18 protein-coding genes are annotated in these 15,877 nt (G+C 61.9%); 8 read left to right on the top strand and 10 right to left on the bottom strand.

The features are described 5' to 3' along the window. Window positions 1-122 precede the first annotated feature (122 nt). Both SPBM01_RS01965 and SPBM01_RS01970 read right to left on the bottom strand, forming a co-directional pair. Window positions 123-1,175 (bottom strand): hypothetical protein, encoded by a 1,053-nt coding sequence (locus SPBM01_RS01965; RefSeq protein WP_188063770.1) that lies wholly within the window; start codon window positions 1,173-1,175, stop codon window positions 123-125. Between the two features lie 83 nt (window positions 1,176-1,258). Further along, window positions 1,259-1,459 carry an addiction module antitoxin gene (locus SPBM01_RS01970; RefSeq protein ID WP_188063771.1) on the bottom strand — a complete coding sequence of 67 codons (201 nt, stop codon included), beginning with the start codon at window positions 1,457-1,459 and terminating at the stop codon, window positions 1,259-1,261. 46 nt (window positions 1,460-1,505) lie between these two features. Here SPBM01_RS01970 and SPBM01_RS01975 point away from each other — a divergent pair, with 46 nt between their 5' ends. The 3 genes from SPBM01_RS01975 (at window position 1,506) to SPBM01_RS01985 (ending at window position 3,012) form a co-directional block, all read left to right on the top strand. Further along, entirely contained in the window at window positions 1,506-1,739 is a 234-nt protein-coding gene (locus SPBM01_RS01975) for a DUF433 domain-containing protein (protein ID WP_188063772.1), read from the top strand. After that, window positions 1,736-2,059: a DUF5615 family PIN-like protein gene (locus SPBM01_RS01980; protein ID WP_188063773.1), complete on the top strand. Its 324-nt coding sequence runs from the start codon at window positions 1,736-1,738 to the stop codon at window positions 2,057-2,059. Before SPBM01_RS01975 ends, SPBM01_RS01980 begins: the two co-directional genes overlap by 4 nt. Window positions 2,060-2,139: 80 nt before the next feature. Beyond that, window positions 2,140-3,012, top strand: coding sequence for an FRG domain-containing protein (locus tag SPBM01_RS01985; protein WP_188063774.1), 873 nt, complete (start codon window positions 2,140-2,142; stop codon window positions 3,010-3,012). A gap of 5 nt (window positions 3,013-3,017) precedes the next feature. Here the strand turns inward: SPBM01_RS01985 and uvrA are convergent, their stop codons facing one another. Both uvrA and SPBM01_RS01995 read right to left on the bottom strand, forming a co-directional pair. Further along, a complete protein-coding gene (gene uvrA, locus SPBM01_RS01990) occupies window positions 3,018-5,936 on the bottom strand; it encodes an excinuclease ABC subunit UvrA (protein WP_188063775.1) in 2,919 nt (972 codons plus the stop codon). 129 nt (window positions 5,937-6,065) lie between these two features. Beyond that, complete coding sequence (locus SPBM01_RS01995) at window positions 6,066-6,215, bottom strand: hypothetical protein (protein WP_188063776.1); 150 nt, start codon at window positions 6,213-6,215, stop codon at window positions 6,066-6,068. Between the two features lie 518 nt (window positions 6,216-6,733). Here SPBM01_RS01995 and SPBM01_RS02000 point away from each other — a divergent pair. Both SPBM01_RS02000 and SPBM01_RS02005 read left to right on the top strand, forming a co-directional pair. Continuing rightward, on the top strand, window positions 6,734-7,081 hold the full coding sequence (locus SPBM01_RS02000; RefSeq protein ID WP_188063777.1) for a UrcA family protein: 348 nt from the start codon (window positions 6,734-6,736) through the stop codon (window positions 7,079-7,081). A gap of 264 nt (window positions 7,082-7,345) precedes the next feature. Further along, window positions 7,346-7,675, top strand: coding sequence for a hypothetical protein (locus SPBM01_RS02005; protein ID WP_188063778.1), 330 nt, complete (start codon window positions 7,346-7,348; stop codon window positions 7,673-7,675). A gap of 36 nt (window positions 7,676-7,711) precedes the next feature. Here SPBM01_RS02005 and SPBM01_RS02010 read toward each other — a convergent pair whose 3' ends face one another. Both SPBM01_RS02010 and SPBM01_RS02015 read right to left on the bottom strand, forming a co-directional pair. After that, window positions 7,712-8,461 (bottom strand): LytR/AlgR family response regulator transcription factor, encoded by a 750-nt coding sequence (locus tag SPBM01_RS02010; RefSeq protein WP_223177758.1) that lies wholly within the window; start codon window positions 8,459-8,461, stop codon window positions 7,712-7,714. Between the two features lie 5 nt (window positions 8,462-8,466). After that, the gene (locus SPBM01_RS02015; protein WP_188063780.1) at window positions 8,467-9,579 is read right to left on the bottom strand and encodes a sensor histidine kinase; all 1,113 of its coding nucleotides are present in this window, start codon (window positions 9,577-9,579) and stop codon (window positions 8,467-8,469) included. Window positions 9,580-9,737: 158 nt separating this feature from the next. On the opposite strand from SPBM01_RS02015, the gene SPBM01_RS02020 reads away from it, so the two are divergent. The 3 genes from SPBM01_RS02020 (at window position 9,738) to SPBM01_RS02030 (ending at window position 10,990) form a co-directional block, all read left to right on the top strand. After that, on the top strand, window positions 9,738-9,929 hold the full coding sequence (locus SPBM01_RS02020; RefSeq protein WP_188063781.1) for a hypothetical protein: 192 nt from the start codon (window positions 9,738-9,740) through the stop codon (window positions 9,927-9,929). Between the two features lie 94 nt (window positions 9,930-10,023). After that, window positions 10,024-10,278 (top strand): hypothetical protein, encoded by a 255-nt coding sequence (locus tag SPBM01_RS02025; RefSeq protein WP_188063782.1) that lies wholly within the window; start codon window positions 10,024-10,026, stop codon window positions 10,276-10,278. Between the two features lie 163 nt (window positions 10,279-10,441). Next, on the top strand, window positions 10,442-10,990 hold the full coding sequence (locus SPBM01_RS02030) for a hypothetical protein (protein WP_188065507.1): 549 nt from the start codon (window positions 10,442-10,444) through the stop codon (window positions 10,988-10,990). Between the two features lie 380 nt (window positions 10,991-11,370). On the opposite strand, the gene pgl is transcribed toward SPBM01_RS02030, so the two are convergent. From pgl to SPBM01_RS02050, 4 genes are all read right to left on the bottom strand, one after another. Beyond that, complete coding sequence (gene pgl, locus SPBM01_RS02035; protein ID WP_188063783.1) at window positions 11,371-12,060, bottom strand: 6-phosphogluconolactonase; 690 nt, start codon at window positions 12,058-12,060, stop codon at window positions 11,371-11,373. 4 nt (window positions 12,061-12,064) lie between these two features. Then, complete coding sequence (locus SPBM01_RS02040) at window positions 12,065-12,541, bottom strand: YbaK/EbsC family protein (protein WP_188063784.1); 477 nt, start codon at window positions 12,539-12,541, stop codon at window positions 12,065-12,067. After that, on the bottom strand, window positions 12,538-13,542 hold the full coding sequence (galE, locus tag SPBM01_RS02045; protein WP_188063785.1) for a UDP-glucose 4-epimerase GalE: 1,005 nt from the start codon (window positions 13,540-13,542) through the stop codon (window positions 12,538-12,540). Before galE ends, SPBM01_RS02040 begins: the two co-directional genes overlap by 4 nt. A 126-nt stretch (window positions 13,543-13,668) precedes the next feature. Then, on the bottom strand, window positions 13,669-15,846 hold the full coding sequence (locus SPBM01_RS02050; protein WP_188063786.1) for a 3-hydroxyacyl-CoA dehydrogenase NAD-binding domain-containing protein: 2,178 nt from the start codon (window positions 15,844-15,846) through the stop codon (window positions 13,669-13,671). Window positions 15,847-15,877: the final 31 nt, after the last annotated feature.

Here is a 15,877-nt window from a genome sequence, read left to right on the forward strand (position 1 = left end):
AAGGAAGCGGGTGCCGCAAAGCGCCAAAAACCGTCGATTTGCGACTGTAGCATCGCCCATATAGGGCATGTTGCGGGCAATAGCAAATCGGGCGGGCGCGTGCGGGGGCTTTGGCCGGGATTTCAGCCTGTTTCCGACGCCGTTTCGTCCACCATTTCCAGGCCGAAAAAGGCGTCGCGGGCGCGGGCGGCAGCATCTTCGTAAGGCTGGCGCTCCTCCGCCTGCTGCGCGGCAAGGGCATCCTCCTCCTCCGGCGTCAGGTCGCGCTCATAATTGTCGATGTCGTAGATTTCGTCATTTTCGTCGCCGTCGAAACCGGGCGGGGCGGGGAAATCCGTGCGCCACCGATCAAGCTGGTCGTCCCACCAGATGCCGCGCAGGTGGGTGGCGGCCTCTTCGGGCGGCAACGCGCCGAGGTCCAGCGGTCTTTCCGGGCGAAGTTCACACCGTTCCTGGGCGGCGGCAAATGGGGCATATTGGGCCTGATCATGGGGCCGCGCGGCGGCGCTGTGCAGCGCCATGCGGACGGCGACGAACAGGGCGGCAGATGCGCCGGGGGAGAGGGCAGTGGCAGCCGCCTCGATCGCGGGTTCGGGCGCGGGGGTGTCGGGCATGGTGCCGTCGAGCAGCCTTGCGTCCTCCATAGGACGGGCCGAGGGTTCCGCGCCGGGGCGGGGCAGGCCGAGCGCTTCGACTTCCTGCGCCATGTCCTCCGCCGGGCAGAGCATGTCGCAATAGGCGGCGAAATCCTGCGCGACGATGCGGGCGAGGGCAGCGTCGGTGCCTTCGGCCGGGCTGTCGGCCATGCGATCGAGCCGGGCGAGCATCGACATGGCGAGGCGATTGTCATGGCGGTGGCGGGTGATGTCGTGCGTGTCCGCATCCTTGCGGATGGTTTCGGTCTGGCCGGTGATGGCGCGGGCCATCAGATCATCGGCCAGCCGCGCGCGGGCGATGAGGATCGCCGCGTCCCAGCCAAGGCGAAAGGCCGCGCCGTCGCGGCGGATGCGCAGATTATAGGCCGAACGCGGGGTGATGCGCACCGCTTCGCAGGCGAGGCGAATGACGCCGGTGCTGGCAAGAGTTTCGAGGAAGCGGCGCTGGCGGGCCGGGGTCCAGCCGTCGGCGCGGGTTTCGGGCGAGGGGCTGGGGAGCGTGGGGAAGTGGTAGGACATGGGTTTGCGTGCCTCCGGCTGAGGGGATGCCGGGAGGGTAAGGCGGGGTTGGGCGTGTAGGACAGGGGGAAGTGGGGGTGGGGTCAGGACTTGTTTTTGTGCCGGTCTATGATGGCCTGCATTTTCTTCATGACCTCTTCGTGCGGAATGCCGGGTGTTGGATCGGCGAGGGCGGCTTCGACCTTCTCCCGGAACCAAGCGTCATATTCGGCAGGGTCTTCCGGCGACATCAGATGCGGCGGCGGGTCGAAGTCGGACTCAGTGAAGGCATCATCTTCGGGCATGGTACGACTATAGCAGCGATGCGACTTGTCTGATAGTTTACTTGCCATGACACTTGCAGGCTTTCCCCGTATCGCCGTCGATCCCGCTGTTTGTGGCGGACGGCCTATTGTTGTCGGTACGCGCGTGCGGGTGAGCGATATATTGGAGATGCTGGCCGGAGGGGCTGGCGTGGACGAGATCGTAGCCGATTTTCCCTATCTGAGCGCTGATGATGTGCGGGCGGCGTTGGGATATGCAGCCGCTATGGCTGATCATCCCGTGGTGCTTGCTGCCGAATGAAGTTCCTTGTCGACGCGCAGTTGCCACCTGCCTTGTGCCGATGGCTGCACGAGCAGGGCCATGAAGCCGTGCATGTTTGCGACATCGGGATGATTGCGGCCAGCGATGTCGAAATTGCTGCGCGCGCCGAAGTGGATGGGGCTGCTCTCGTCAGCAAGGACGAGGATTTTGTCGTGCTGCGCTTGCCGGATCGGTTCGCGTTGCTGTGGCTGCGGTGCGGGAACGCGACGAACCGGGCGCTGGTGGGGTGGCTTGAGGCGAGGTGGGCGCGGATTGTGGTGTTGTTGGAGGGTGGGGAGCGGTTGGTGGAAGTGCGGTGATTTGACAATATTTTATAGAAAACACGGTAATACATAATTTAAGATTTCATGCGGATGCAAATAGCGTCACGGGGGGGTAAATGGCTGCATCGGAATATGCCGCACCAAGGCCAAACATTGTTGCAGAGATAAATTCTATTAACGATGCTATTGAGTATTTTGATAAATTAAAATCACGAAAATACCCATTAAATGTATTTCGAGGTCATGCTAATATTGATTGGGATGTTGTCCCAAGTATATTTCGCGATGATATGAACGTATTAGAGCATGAAAGCAAAGTGATAAGGGATTTAATAGCTTCGTACCCATCTGAATTTGATCAAGATAAATCCATGTTCGATCATTTGGTGCGGATGCAGCATTTTGGTTTGAGAACCTGTCTGATGGACGTTTCTCGAAATCCTCTAGCGGCATTGTATTTTGCTGTCGAAGATGGAGAATGCAATTCTGACGATGGCTCCGTTCTTGTTTCAGAAGTTCCTGAGGAAAGAATAAAGTATTATGACAGTGACTCTATAAGTTGTATATCAAATCTTGCAAATTTATCAAATGAAGAAAAAACAACAATAGAAAACACTTCTGCAAGAACAATAAAAGAGCTTCATCAACTAAATTCTATTGATAGGCTGTATCAATTTATAAGGTCGGAAAAGCCAGAATTTAGACCTAGAATAAAAAAAGAAGATTTGTTTAAACCATATTTTGTTTATCCAAAGATGAATAATAAAAGAATCGTTGCTCAGAGTGGGGCCTTCATAATTTTCGGTTTGAACCGATCAAAGGGTCCCGATTATAAAAAAGGAATAACGGTACAAATGGCCGCAATTCCATCGAGATCAAAATCTAAAATAAGAGACAGTCTTAAAAGGCTTGGATACGATGACAGCACTCTGTTTCCAGATATCGAAAGGTCCGCAAAGCAAATAATGAAAAACTATGCTCAATATTGAAGATATTACCCCACCGCCACACTCTCCAACCCCAACAACGGCGCAAGATAATGCCCCGTGAATGAGCGCGGCTCTTTCGCGACCTTTTCCGGCGTTCCCTCGGCCACCACTTCGCCGCCTTTGACGCCGCCTTCCGGTCCCATGTCGATGATCCAGTCGGCGGTCTTGATGACGTCGAGATTATGTTCGATCACGACGACGCTGTTGCCTTGATCGACCAGCGCGTGGAGGACTTCGAGGAGTTTGCGGACATCTTCGAAATGCAGGCCGGTGGTGGGTTCGTCCAATATGTAGAGGGTCTGGCCGGTGGCTCTACGGGCGAGTTCCTTGGCGAGTTTGACGCGCTGGGCTTCGCCGCCCGATAGCGTGGTGGCTTGCTGGCCGACCTTGACATAGCCCAGGCCCACTTCGGCGAGCATGGCCATCTTGTCGCGGATGGGGGGGACGGCCTTGAAGAATTCGACGGCGTCCTCGACCGTCATGTCCAGCACGTCGGCGATCGAGTGGCCCTTGAACTTTACCTCCAGCGTTTCGCGGTTGTAGCGCGCGCCGTGGCACACGTCGCAGGTGACATAGACGTCGGGGAGGAAGTGCATTTCGATCTTGATGAGGCCGTCGCCGGAGCAGGCTTCGCAGCGGCCGCCCTTGACGTTGAAGCTGAAACGGCCGGGTTTGTAGCCGCGAGCAAGGCTTTCGGGCAGCCCTGCGAACCAGTCGCGGATGTTGGTGAAGGCGCCGGTATAGGTGGCCGGGTTGGAGCGGGGGGTGCGGCCGATGGGCGACTGGTCGATGTCGATCACCTTGTCGCAATGTTCCAGGCCCGTCACCTTGTCATGCGCGCCGGCGAGGATGCGCGCGCCGTTCAGGGCGCGGGCGGAGGCGGCGTAGAGTGTGTCGATGGTGAAGCTGGACTTGCCGGAGCCGGAGACGCCGGTGATGCAGGTGAAGGTGCCGAGCGGGATCGACGCGGTGACGCCGCGAAGGTTGTTGGCGCGGGCATTGTGGACGGTGAGTTTCTTGCCGGTGCCTTTGCGGCGTTTGGGTGGCACTTCGATGCGGCGGGTGCCGTTCAGATAATCGGCGGTGAGGGAGCCTTTGGCCTTGAGGATCTGCTTGAGCGTGCCTTGCGCCACGATTTCGCCGCCGCGTATGCCTGCGCCCGGTCCCATGTCGACGATATAGTCGGCGTGGCGGATCGCGTCCTCATCATGTTCCACGACGATGACGCTGTTGCCGAGGTCACGCAGGCGTTTGAGGGTCACGAGGAGGCGGTCATTGTCGCACTGGTGCAGGCCGATGCTGGGTTCGTCGAGGACGTAGAGGACGCCCGACAGGCCGCTGCCGATCTGGCTGGCGAGGCGGATGCGCTGGGATTCGCCGCCCGACAGCGTGCCGCTGGTGCGGTCGAGGTTGAGGTAATCGAGGCCGACATTGTTGAGGAAGCCGAGGCGCTCGACAATTTCCTTGAGGATGGCGCGGGCGATCTGGTTCTGCTGGTCGTTCAGCTTTTCCGGCATCGCGGTGAAGAAATTGAGCGCGTCCACGACCGAGCGGCGAGTGGAGAGGGAGATGTCCTCGCCCGCGATCTTGACCGCCAGCGCTTCGGGTTTGAGGCGCGCGCCGTGGCAGGTTTCGCACGGTTGGGCGCGCTGATATTTGGACAGTTCCTCGCGCATCCAGGCGCTTTCGGTTTGCAGGAGGCGGCGATTGAGGTTGCCGATGACACCCTCAAACGCTTTCTTGACCTCATAGCTTTTGCGGCCGTCCATGAATTTGAGCGTCACCGCCTTGCCCCCGGTGCCGTGGAGGATGATGAGTTGCACTTCGCCGGGCAAGTCGGCCCAGGGCGTGTCGAGGCTGAACCCGAATTCCTTCGCGAGGGAGGCAAGCACCTGCATATAATAAGGGCTGGGCGGATTGGATTTGGCCCAGGGGACGATCGCGCCCTTTTTGAGCGAGAGCGCTTCGTTGGGGACGACGAGTTCGGCGTCGAACAGCTGCTTCTCGCCCAGGCCATCGCAGGCGGGGCAGGCACCCATGGGGGCGTTGAAGGAGAAGAGGCGCGGTTCGATTTCGGCGATGGTGAAGCCGCTGACGGGGCAGGCGAATTTTTCGCTGAACACGATGCGGTTGGCGGGGATGCCGGACCCCTTCATCTTCTTGTCGGCGCTGGGGGCTTCATCCTCGCGGCCCGGTACGACACCATCTGCGAGATCCACGAACGCGAGGCCGTCGGCGAGTTTGAGCGCCTGTTCGAAGCTGTCGGCCAGGCGCGTCCCCATGTCCGGTTCTACGGCCAGGCGGTCGACCACGACTTCGATGTCATGCTTGTACTTCTTGTCGAGGGCGGGCGCGTCCTCGATCAGCATCATTTCGCCGTCGATGCGGACGCGGGTGTAGCCCGCCTTCTGCCATTCGGCCAGTTCCTTGCGATATTCGCCCTTGCGCCCGCGCACGACGGGGGCGAGCAGGTAGAAGCGCGTGCCTTCGGGCAGGAGGGCGACGCGGTCGACCATCTGGCTGACGGTCTGCGCGCTGATCGGCAGGCCAGTCGCGGGCGAATAGGGGATGCCGACGCGCGCCCACAGCAGGCGCATATAGTCGTAGATTTCAGTGACGGTCGCGACCGTGGAGCGCGGATTGCGCGAAGTCGTTTTCTGTTCGATGCTGATTGCGGGGGACAGCCCCTCAATATGCTCCACATCGGGCTTCTGCATCATCTCCAGAAACTGGCGCGCATAGGCGGAGAGCGATTCGACGTAGCGCCGCTGCCCTTCGGCATAGATGGTGTCGAAGGCGAGCGAGCTTTTGCCCGAACCCGACAGCCCGGTAATGACGATCAGGCTGTCGCGCGGCAGGTCGACATCGACGCCCTTGAGATTATGTTCGCGCGCGCCGCGCACGGAAATATGGGTAAGACTCATGAGGTGCGTTGTTCCAGATTTGTTCTGATCGGGCAAGGCGGGTTTGTTGCTAGATAGGGCGCGGGCAAGCGCCGCGCCAGAGCGGCCTTTGGGGAACGGGCGGGAAACGCGCGTTCATGTCGTTCGCCGTTACGGATCGGCGGTTCGTCGGTTGGAAACGCAGCCGGGCGCATGGCAAGCGTCAGTGGTCGAACGGTCGATCCGCACGGGCGCTTCGTCGCTATAGTCGCGGGGCAGGCGACGGACATATGATCCGTCAAGCGACGGTTCATCTCTCATGGTGTCGTCTGCGTCCTGATAGTTTACCCCGATCCCGGTGCCCGACAGCAACCTGGATACGCCCCCGGCATCCCTTGTGCCGGGGGCGTTTTACAGAGCCGATCGACAATTAGACCATATGGGCCTGCGCAGCGCGATTTTCTGCGCGCCGGTGCTTGAGAGGCACCCTTTTACCTTCGGCTCAGGCCTGCTTTCCAATCGGAGCGGTCATCCATCGACATGATAGTTTTCGCCACATGCTTTACGTTACGGAACATGTCGTTTGTTTGGACGCGCATGTCGTTCGTCGCGCTGTTCGTGCCGCAATTTTTGCGCTTGGTCGACAGATGGGGCGTTGGCCGACGCGGGGTGCCGCCGGTCGAAGCGGACGGGCGGCGGCGCGGGGGCTGGCGTAGACAGGGTGGGCGAACGGGACAGGATGCCTACCCCAACACCCCGGCTCCCCCGTTCGCACCCCTGACGCGCCGATAAGCCCCCCTTTGGCGGCGCATCGGACAACAATTTTGAGGAGACAGTCCATGTTTATCGCATCCAAATTCGCCGCCGTCCTTGGTTCCATCGCCCTGATCGCCAGCGCGGGCGCAGCGTCGTCGCAGAATTTCGTATCCAATGGCCGCACCAGCGAAGTGCGCCATGGCGACCTGAACCTGTCGAAAGCCGCCGACCAGCAAGCGTTGCGCGGGCGGATCGCGCGGGCCGTTGGCCGGGTCTGCAATGCGCAGGATATGGGTGAGCAGCAGGCGTGCAAGCGGATGGCGACTGCTCAGGCGCAGGTGCCGGTCAACGCCGCGATCGCACGGGCCGAAACGGGCGAGCGCTATGCCGATGCGCGCGGGCAGAAGGTGCCGGGCGTGGTCGGGAACTGAGCATCGCGCAAGGTTGCGTGGTGATGAAGAAGGGGTCCGGCGCTTGCCGGGCCTTTTTTTGTTGGGGATTTTTGGGGTGGGCAACAATTAAAGACGCTTGTTAGGTAGACTGACGGGCCAACTCAAAAGCCAAGTCTTTCACGCCGCTCGACAAAATATCCTAGCGCTGCCCAAGACAATCCAAAAAAGAACGCGAAAGCTGTAAGCACTTGAGATGCTCCCTCCCAGCCAGCCGTGAACGTCTGCTCGGCAATGATCCAAGCCATGAATGCGCAAGAACAGGAGCAAATTATCGAGGATGACCACAATGGAACAGAATTGCTGACAGTTATTGTTAAAACAATTCCGGCGGGAATACAGAAAATTATCATGGGACCGCCTATGATCAATCCAATCCCTTGTAATCCATCCAGAAAATGCAATATGGAAACCGGTTCCATCTTGTATAGGCAAAAAGAAACGCCCATAATCAATACGGCGATAAACCAAGCGGCTGCAATTCTAGAAAAGGCGCCCATAAAATCTCCCACGTTTGTAGGGCATTGCGGCCAAAAAGTTAAAGAAATAACATTGCCAGAAAATTTCCTTTTCTGAACTGGAAGGGGAGGTAGGGATGGAGATCAATCCGTCCTAACGCCCCGTCATCGCCCGTGCGTTCGCCAGGAAGGTGCGGCCTATGCGGATTTCGCCGCCGGGGGCGAGGGCCGCGAACCAGACGCCGCTGCCGTCGTGGCGCAGGCGGGTGATGTGGTCGCGGCGGACGATGTGGGAGCGGTGGAGGCGGACGAACATTTGCGGGTCGAGCCGTTCTTCCAGGCTGCTGATCGTCTGGTGCAGCAGGTAGCTGTGGGTGCCGACATGCAGGCGCATATAGTCGCGTTCGGCCTCTATCCGGTCGATCTGGCTGGTGGCGATGCGGACCAGTTCGGCGCGGTGCGGCACCCAAAACTCCTCGGCCCATTCCGGTTGCGGTTCGGGGGGCAGGGCGGCGTCGTGGCTGGCGCGATTGCGCAGCGCGGCTTCGACCCGATCGATCGCGCGGGTCAGCCGGTCATGCGCGACGGGTTTGAGCATATAATCGACGGCAGCAAGATCGAAGGCTTCGACCGCGAACCCTTCAAAGGCGGTGACGAAGATGACGGCGGGGCGCAGGCCCATGCGGCCGACCGCGCGGGCGACGCCGATGCCGTCGAGCAGGGGCATGGCGATGTCGAGCATGACGAGGTCGGGCTTTAGGGCTTCGATCAGGCGCAGGGCGGCTTCGCCATCGGCCGCCGTGCCGACCAGCGCGATGCGCGGTTCGCGCGCGCACAGCATCTGGAGCCGTTCGACCGCGAGCGGTTCATCATCGACGATCATGGTGCGGATGGTGGTGGTCATGGGCGTCAGCATCCCCGGCGAATGATGGGCAGGACAAGATCGACGGCAAAGCCGCCCCGTTCGCGCGGGCCGTAGGTGATGCTGGCCTGATCGCCGAAGCGGGCCATCAGCCGGTCGCGCACATTGGCAAGGCCGATGCCGCTGCCGCGATCTGCCTCACCGGGTGGCTGGTCGCCATCGTCGCGGACGGTGAGGTGGAGCATCCCATCATCTTCCCGCGCGGAAATGGCAATGGTGACCGGGCTGGCAGTGCGGGAGACGCCATATTTGATCGCATTTTCCACCAGCGGCTGAAGGATCAGCCCCGGCACGCAGGCGTTGAGCAGGGCGGGGGGAATGTCGATGCGGGTGGTCAGCCGGTCGGGGAAACGGACCCCTTCGATATCCAGATAGAGTTTCTGGAGATGGACTTCCTCTTCCAGCGGCACTTCCTCCAGCGGGTCGCCGGTCAGGCTGGCGCGGTAGAAGTTGGAGAGGGACATGATCATCTGTTCCGCTTCGTCCGGGCGGTTGCGCATGACCAGGGTGGAAAGCGAGTTCAATGTGTTGAACAGGAAATGCGGGTTCACCTGATAGCGGAGCGAGCGCAGTTCGGCCTGTTGCGCGGCGCGTTCCAGCCGGGCGGCGCGGCGTTCGGTGCGGTGGGCTTCGCTGGCGTAGGACAAAGCGAGATAGAGGCCCGCCCAGGCGGCGAGGAAGAAATAGCGGCTGATCGCATCCTCGACGATCTGGATCAGGGCATAGCCCTGTTCGCTGCCATATTTGCTGGCGTCGCTGTCCGAAAAAATGTTCACCGGGTCGTAGACGTTGAACATGTAGAAATTGGCCGCTGCCATGGCGAGCGCGAACGGGATGGCGAGCGAAAAGGCCGCGACGACGCGCACGCCCAAAGGCTTGCCATCGAAACGGCGCAAGACGAGGTAGAAGATCCAGGTGACGATGACGCCGATCACCGTGACGATGGCACGGCGGGCGGCGAGTTCATATTGCGATTCAAAGCCAATGACGGCCGCGCGCAGCGTGACCAGGATGGCGTAGAAGAACCAGAAACCCAGAATCGAATAGAGCGCGATGGCGGGGGCGACGCCCCGATCGCCGTCTTGCGGATGGCTTGTCATGACGATGTTGTAATGGGGCGCGGCGGGAAAGTCGCCCTGTGTGCGCGTAGCTGGTCGAAATGGCTGGGCGGTTGGTCGAAGCGCCGGGACGCTGGACGCGGAACCGGGGCGCGGCATTGGCCGTTGGTGGGAGGAAACGGATACAGCAGGAGAATGTGATGAGCCATGAGCAGGACAAGCCCGCCGACGAGCGGGAATCGGATGCGCAGGACCATGTGCTGAGCCGCGAGGAGAAGTTGGAGGAGGAGTTGGAGGATTCGATGGATGCGTCCGACCCGCCATCGACGACCCGGCCCGGCGACCATGGCGAACCGGCCCCGTCATCGGGCTTTCCCGGCAAGCAGGATTGATGGTTGCGCCGATAGTTACTGGCAGGGAATCATGATAGAGTGAAGGGGCGGAATGGCGAATACGCCGCCGCCCCGATGAGAGGAGCCAATGTCCATGCCGACTTCTGCCACCCCCGCAATCGAACGTATTGCCCGCGTCCTAGCGGGCCGCCAACTGAGCCATAACGGACAGGGTTGCGAGGCCCATGCGGCGGGCGCAGTCGATGCGGCATGGCGCGACCATGTGGACGATGCCTATGCCATCCTGCACACGTTACGCGAACCCGATGCGCAGATGGCGCAGGCGGGCGATGTCGCCGTTTGGCGCAGCATGATCGGCGCGGTGCTGGAGCGGCGGCCGCTGGCGTGAACGCAGCGCAGTGACACGGCCGGTCGCAGTCACAGGATTTACATGTTGCGCCGCACAAAAAAATCTGGTCCGTTGTGAATGGCGGCGGAACAGGCGCTTAAGCCTTCAGTAACCATAGAGGGCGCATGTTCTGACGATCGACTTCAAGTCGGAGGGCATGAACATGGGCATTAGTGCAAGACCGGCCGATGGGGCCGTTACACTGGCAGAGTTGCGTGAATTCGCCAGCTTCCCGTCCGCCACGCAGCGTTATATTCGCAGGTCGCTCGACATCGGGCTGCATCGCCGCGACGCGATGAAACTCTGGTCGCGCGACATGGTGGAGGAAGCCTCCATCCGGGCGCAGGCGCGCATTTACGGGCGGTTGGACGAGATCAAGGCGCGCGTCCCCGACGATAGCGGATTGGAACAGGTGGAACCGTTCATGGCACCGCTGGTCACGATTTCCGCCTTCGACCTGGGGCAGGACCGTCTGGCGAGCTTCTCCTCCTATCGGTTTCTGTATGAGCGGTTGCTGGGCGCGGGGGCGCGGCCATGGTTGCCCGGTGCCTTTTGCGCGGCGGCGAGCCTGCCGCATCTGCATCCCGAAAAACGGCGGACCTTGCTCCAGTCGATCAGCGAAGCGGCGGCAACGGCGGTGGGCTGGTCCAATCGTGAGCCGACTTTCTACCCGGAATGGGTGGAGAAGGTGGATCTGACCAAGGCGAATTGAGAGCCGGGTGGGGCGTCGCTTCCGGGGGGAAGCGGCGCCAACTCCCTTGAAAAGGGGAGGGATCGCATATGGAACGCACCTTATTTTACTTCGTCATGCTGAACTCGTTTCAGCATCCATCATGCCCCCAAAGCTGCTGTTTGGGACGAGAAATGCACCCTGAAACAAGTTCAGGGTGACCATGAAGAAGGGGGTGGGTTCATATGCGATAGCCCTGCCTTGAAAGGGGAGGTGGCAGGGCTTAGCCCTGACGGAGGGGTGTTCCCCTCCCGATAGGGTTACACCCCTCCACCATTCGCTTCGCGAACGGTCCCCCTCCCCCCCCCCTCGACTGCCCGCCTGCGGCAGGCGCTCAGGCCAGGCTTGCAGGGGAGGATTTCTTAAGCGCTGATCCAGATTTCGATCGGGGTTTTGTCTTGTAGCAGGGCGAGGCGGATGGGGAGTTGTTCGACCGGGCCGTCTTTCAGCGCATTGTCATAGACCGCCTTTTTCGCCGCGCCGCTGATTTGCAGGAAGATGTGGCGGCTGGCCAGAATTGCGCTGGCGGTCAGCGACAGGCGCTGGTGGGGTGCGGCGGGGGGCGTTACCGGGATGGTGCGGGCGGCGCTGGTCAGGCCATCAGCCAGTTCGACGGCTGCCGGGAACAGCGATGCGGTGTGGCCGTCCTCCCCCATGCCGAGCAGGACGATGTCGAGCGGCCAGGGGATGGCAGCGAAGGCGGCTTCGACCGCCGGTTGCCCGGCATAGGCGTCCGTCGCGTCATTTTTTATCGGCACGAAGCGCGCAGCGGCGGCGGGGCCGGTGAGCAGGGTTTCGCGCAACAGCCTTTCGTTGCTGTCGGGGGCGTCCGGCGCGACCCACCGTTCATCGACCAACGTGACGACGACCTTGCTCCAGTCGAGCGGGGTTGTAGCAAGCGCCTCCAGCACGGGCTTGGGCGAGCGGCCGCCCGACAGCGCGATGCTGGCCGTGCCGCGCGTGGCGATGGCGTCGCCGAGCAGCGTCGCGATGCGCGTGGCGAGGTCGGCTGCGGCCTGCGCGCCGTCGGCGAAAAAATGTTCGGTGGGCATGGGTTTATTCAGGACTTTCGGGAAGGGTGCAGATGTCGATCCAGGTGGCGTCAGTCAGCGTGGCCAGCCGGTCGGGCGTCAGTTCGACCGATGTGGTGCGCGATCCGGCGGCGGGAAAGACCGTGGCGAAGGGGCGCAGCGAAACGTCGCAATAGACGGGCAGGGGTAGGGCCAAGCCGAAGGGGCAGACGCCGCCGACCGGGTGGCCGGTGATCGCTTCCACTTCGTCCGCGCCCAGCATCCGGGGCTTTGCGCCCAGAGCGGCTTTCGCCTTGCCATTGTTCAGTCGGGCGTCGCCGCGTGTGCAGACCAGCGCCACCGCATCGCCCACGCGCAGCGACAGCGTCTTGGCGATGCGGGCGGGTTCGACGCCAAGCGCCTGTGCCGCTTCCAGCACGGTCGCGGTGCTGATGCCCTGATCGATGATCGCGATGTCGGGCGCGTGAGTGGCGAAGAAGGCGCGGACCGAGGCTTCGCTCATGCGCCCTGCCGTTCGTCCAGACTGCGTTCCCATGCCAGTGCGTGGCTGACGATCAGGTCGAGATCGGCATGGCGCGGTTGCCAGGGCAGGGTGGCGAGGATGGCGCTGTTGTCGGAGATCAGCGCGGCAGGATCCCCCGCGCGGCGCGGCAGCAGGGTGCGTTCGATCGTCCGGTTGGTGATGCGATCGACCGCGTCCAGCACTTCAAGGACGGAAAAGCCACGACCATAGCCGCAGTTGAGCAGGTGGCTGCGCGCCGGGTCGGCGATGAGGGCTTCCAATGCCAGGACATGGGCGGCGGCAAGGTCGCTGACATGGATATAGTCGCGCACGCCGGTGCCGTCGGGCGTGTCGAAATCGGTGCCGAATATGCCCACGCCCGCGCGCTTGCCCAGCGCGGCTTCGACCGCGACCTTGATGAGGTGCGTGGCCCCGGCGGTGGACTGGCCCGTGCGCCCCTGCGGGTCTGCGCCCGCGACATTGAAGTAGCGCAGGGCGCAGAAGTTCAGCGGGTGGGCGGCCGCCACGTCGCGCAGCATATATTCGGTCATCAATTTGGACATGCCATAGGGATTGATCGGCCGTTGCGGCGTATCTTCCCGCACCTTTTCCACGTCCGGGGTGCCATAGGTGGCGGCGGTGGAGGAAAAGATGAAATGCGGCACGCCGACCCGAACCGCGCTGTCGATGAGGTCGCGGGTCTTGGCGCTGTTATTATGGTAATATTTGAGCGGGTTTTCGACCGATTCCGGTACCACGACCGATCCGGCGAAGTGCATGATCGCGGTGATCGCATGGTCGCGCAGCGTTGCTTCGACCAGCGTTTGATCGGCAATGTCGCCGCGCACCAGCGGCACGTCGGCCGGGACCGCCCAGTCGAAGCCGGTGACGAGATTGTCGATGACGACCACGCCATAGCCCGCGTCCCTGAGCGCCAGCACGGCGTGGCTGCCGATATAGCCTGCGCCGCCGGTGACCAGCACGGTTGGCTTGGTAGTCATGCTCTTACCCCATAATGTGGCGTGTTCCCGCGCAGGCGGGAACATGGTGTATGGGGAGACAAGACGCGATCTCCCCAACGATTGTCGGGGAGACCTAAACGAGGGACGTTACGATTTACAGTATTTTCACGCCGCTTTGGCGGAAGTAGCGGGGTGGTAGAAAATCGTGCCGTCCGCTGCCATCGCGCGCAATTGTGCCGTAGGGGCGAAGCGGTCGCCATGGGCGGCGGCCAGACGGTCCAGCACGGCCACGACATGGGCGATGCCGACCGTTTCCATATGACTGAAGGGGCCGCCGGTATAGGGCGCAAAGCCCCAGCCGAAGATCGCCCCGATGTCGCCATCTTCGGGCGTTTCCAGCACGCCTTCGGCAAAACAGCGGGCGCATTCGACGAGTTGGCGATAGAGGAGGCGTTCTTTGACGGCGTCTACATCGGGCTGGGTTTCGGCGCGGGGGAAGGTTTCGCCGATGCCGGGCCACAGCAGCTTCTTGCCGCCTTCGGGATAGTCATACCAGCCCTTGCCGTTCTTGCGGCCAAGGCGGTCCATTTCGACCATCTGTGTCATGACCGCGTCGGAACGCTGCGCGACATAGGCGTCGCCCAGCTCCTTCTTCGCCGCCGTCATGACCTTATAACCCAGTTCGATCGACACTTCGTCGCTGACGGCCAGCGGTCCGACCGGCATACCCAATTGCTTGCCCGCATTTTCGATGAGCGCGGGGTTGATGCCTTCGGCGACCAGTTCCGCGCCTTCCTGCACATAGGTGCCGAAACAGCGCGAGGTATAGAAGCCGCGCGAGTCATTGACGACGATCGGCGTTTTCTTGATCTGCGCGACGAAATCCAGCGCCTTGGCAATGGCGGCGGGGCCGGTTTGCTTGCCAAGGATGATCTCGACCAATGGCATCTTCTCCACGGGGGAGAAGAAATGGACGCCGATGAAGTTTTCCGGCTTGCTCCAGGCGCCAGCGAGTTTCGTGATCGGCAGGGTGGAGGTGTTGGAACCGAAGATGACGTCCGGGCCAAGGACCGCTTCGACCTGGCGTGTGACTTCGGCCTTGATTGCGACATCTTCAAACACGGCTTCGATCACGAAGTCCGCGCCCGCAAGGTCCGCATAGCTGGCGGTGGGGGTGACGCGGGCGAGGGTGGCGGCCAGCTTTTCGGGCGTCATGCCCTTGCCCAGACGTTTGGACAGGACGGATTCGACATGAGCCTTGCCCTTTTGCGCGAAAGCAAGGTCGCGGTCGAACAGGACAACGTCCATCCCCGCCTGCGCGGCGACGGTGGCGATGCCTGCGCCCATCATGCCCGCGCCCAGCATGGCGAGTTTCATGGTGGGGGCTTTGGCTTCGCCCTTTGGACGGCGCGCGCCGCGTTCGGCGGCCTGTTTATTGACGAACAGGCTGCGGATCATGTTACCCGCCTGCGGATCGGCAGCGACCTTGGCGAAATATTTGCTTTCGATGCGGATTGCCCGGTCGAAGGGCAGGATCGCGCCTTCATAGACGGCGGACAGGAGCGCAACGGGCGCGTTCATGTTGCGCTGGGTCTGCTTGAGCGTCATCGGCAGCGCGCCGACCATGGTTTGCACGAAGCCGGGGTTGAATGCACCTGCGCCGCCGGGGAATTTGAAGCCCTTTACGTCCCATGGCTGGGTGGCGGCGGTGGGGTTGGCCTTTACCCATTCGCGCGCGGTTTCCAGTGCGGTGCCTTGCGGCACGACCTGATCCACGACCTTGAGCATGGCGGCTTCGGCGGGGCGGAACAGCTTGCCCTGGAGCATATACATCAGCGCGGCCTGCACGCCCATCAGGCGGGGCAGACGCTGCGACCCGCCGCCGCCGGGGAACAGGCCGATCAGGATTTCGGGCAGGCCAAGCCGGGTCTTCGGGCTGTCGCCGACGATGCGGCGATGGCAGGCGAGCGCGAGTTCGAAGCCGCCGCCGACGCAGGTGCCTTCGATCGCGCAGGCAATGGGCTTGCCGCAGGTTTCGAGGCGGCGGAACAGCTGGTTGAGGACGAACACCTTGTCGAAAATGTCGGCTGGTGCGGGGCGGCCACCATCGGCGGTGACGAGCATGGAGCCGAAATATTTAAGGTCCATGCCGGCCATGAAGCCGCTGTCCTTGCCGGATGCGATGACAGCGCCCTTGATCGTGTCGTCCGACGCGATGCGGGTGATGGCGGCGTCAAGATCGGCGATGAAATCCGGGCCGATGACGTTCATCGACTGGTCGGGAACGTCGATCGTCAGGGTGGCGATGCCGTCGGCGTCGGTGGTGATGTTGATGGTCTGCATGATGCTTGCTCCCTAAAGCCCCTCCTCTTGC

Origin of the sequence: Sphingobium sp. KCTC 72723, from assembly GCF_014280435.1 — a bacterium.
Taxonomy (GTDB): Bacteria; Pseudomonadota; Alphaproteobacteria; order Sphingomonadales; family Sphingomonadaceae; genus Sphingobium.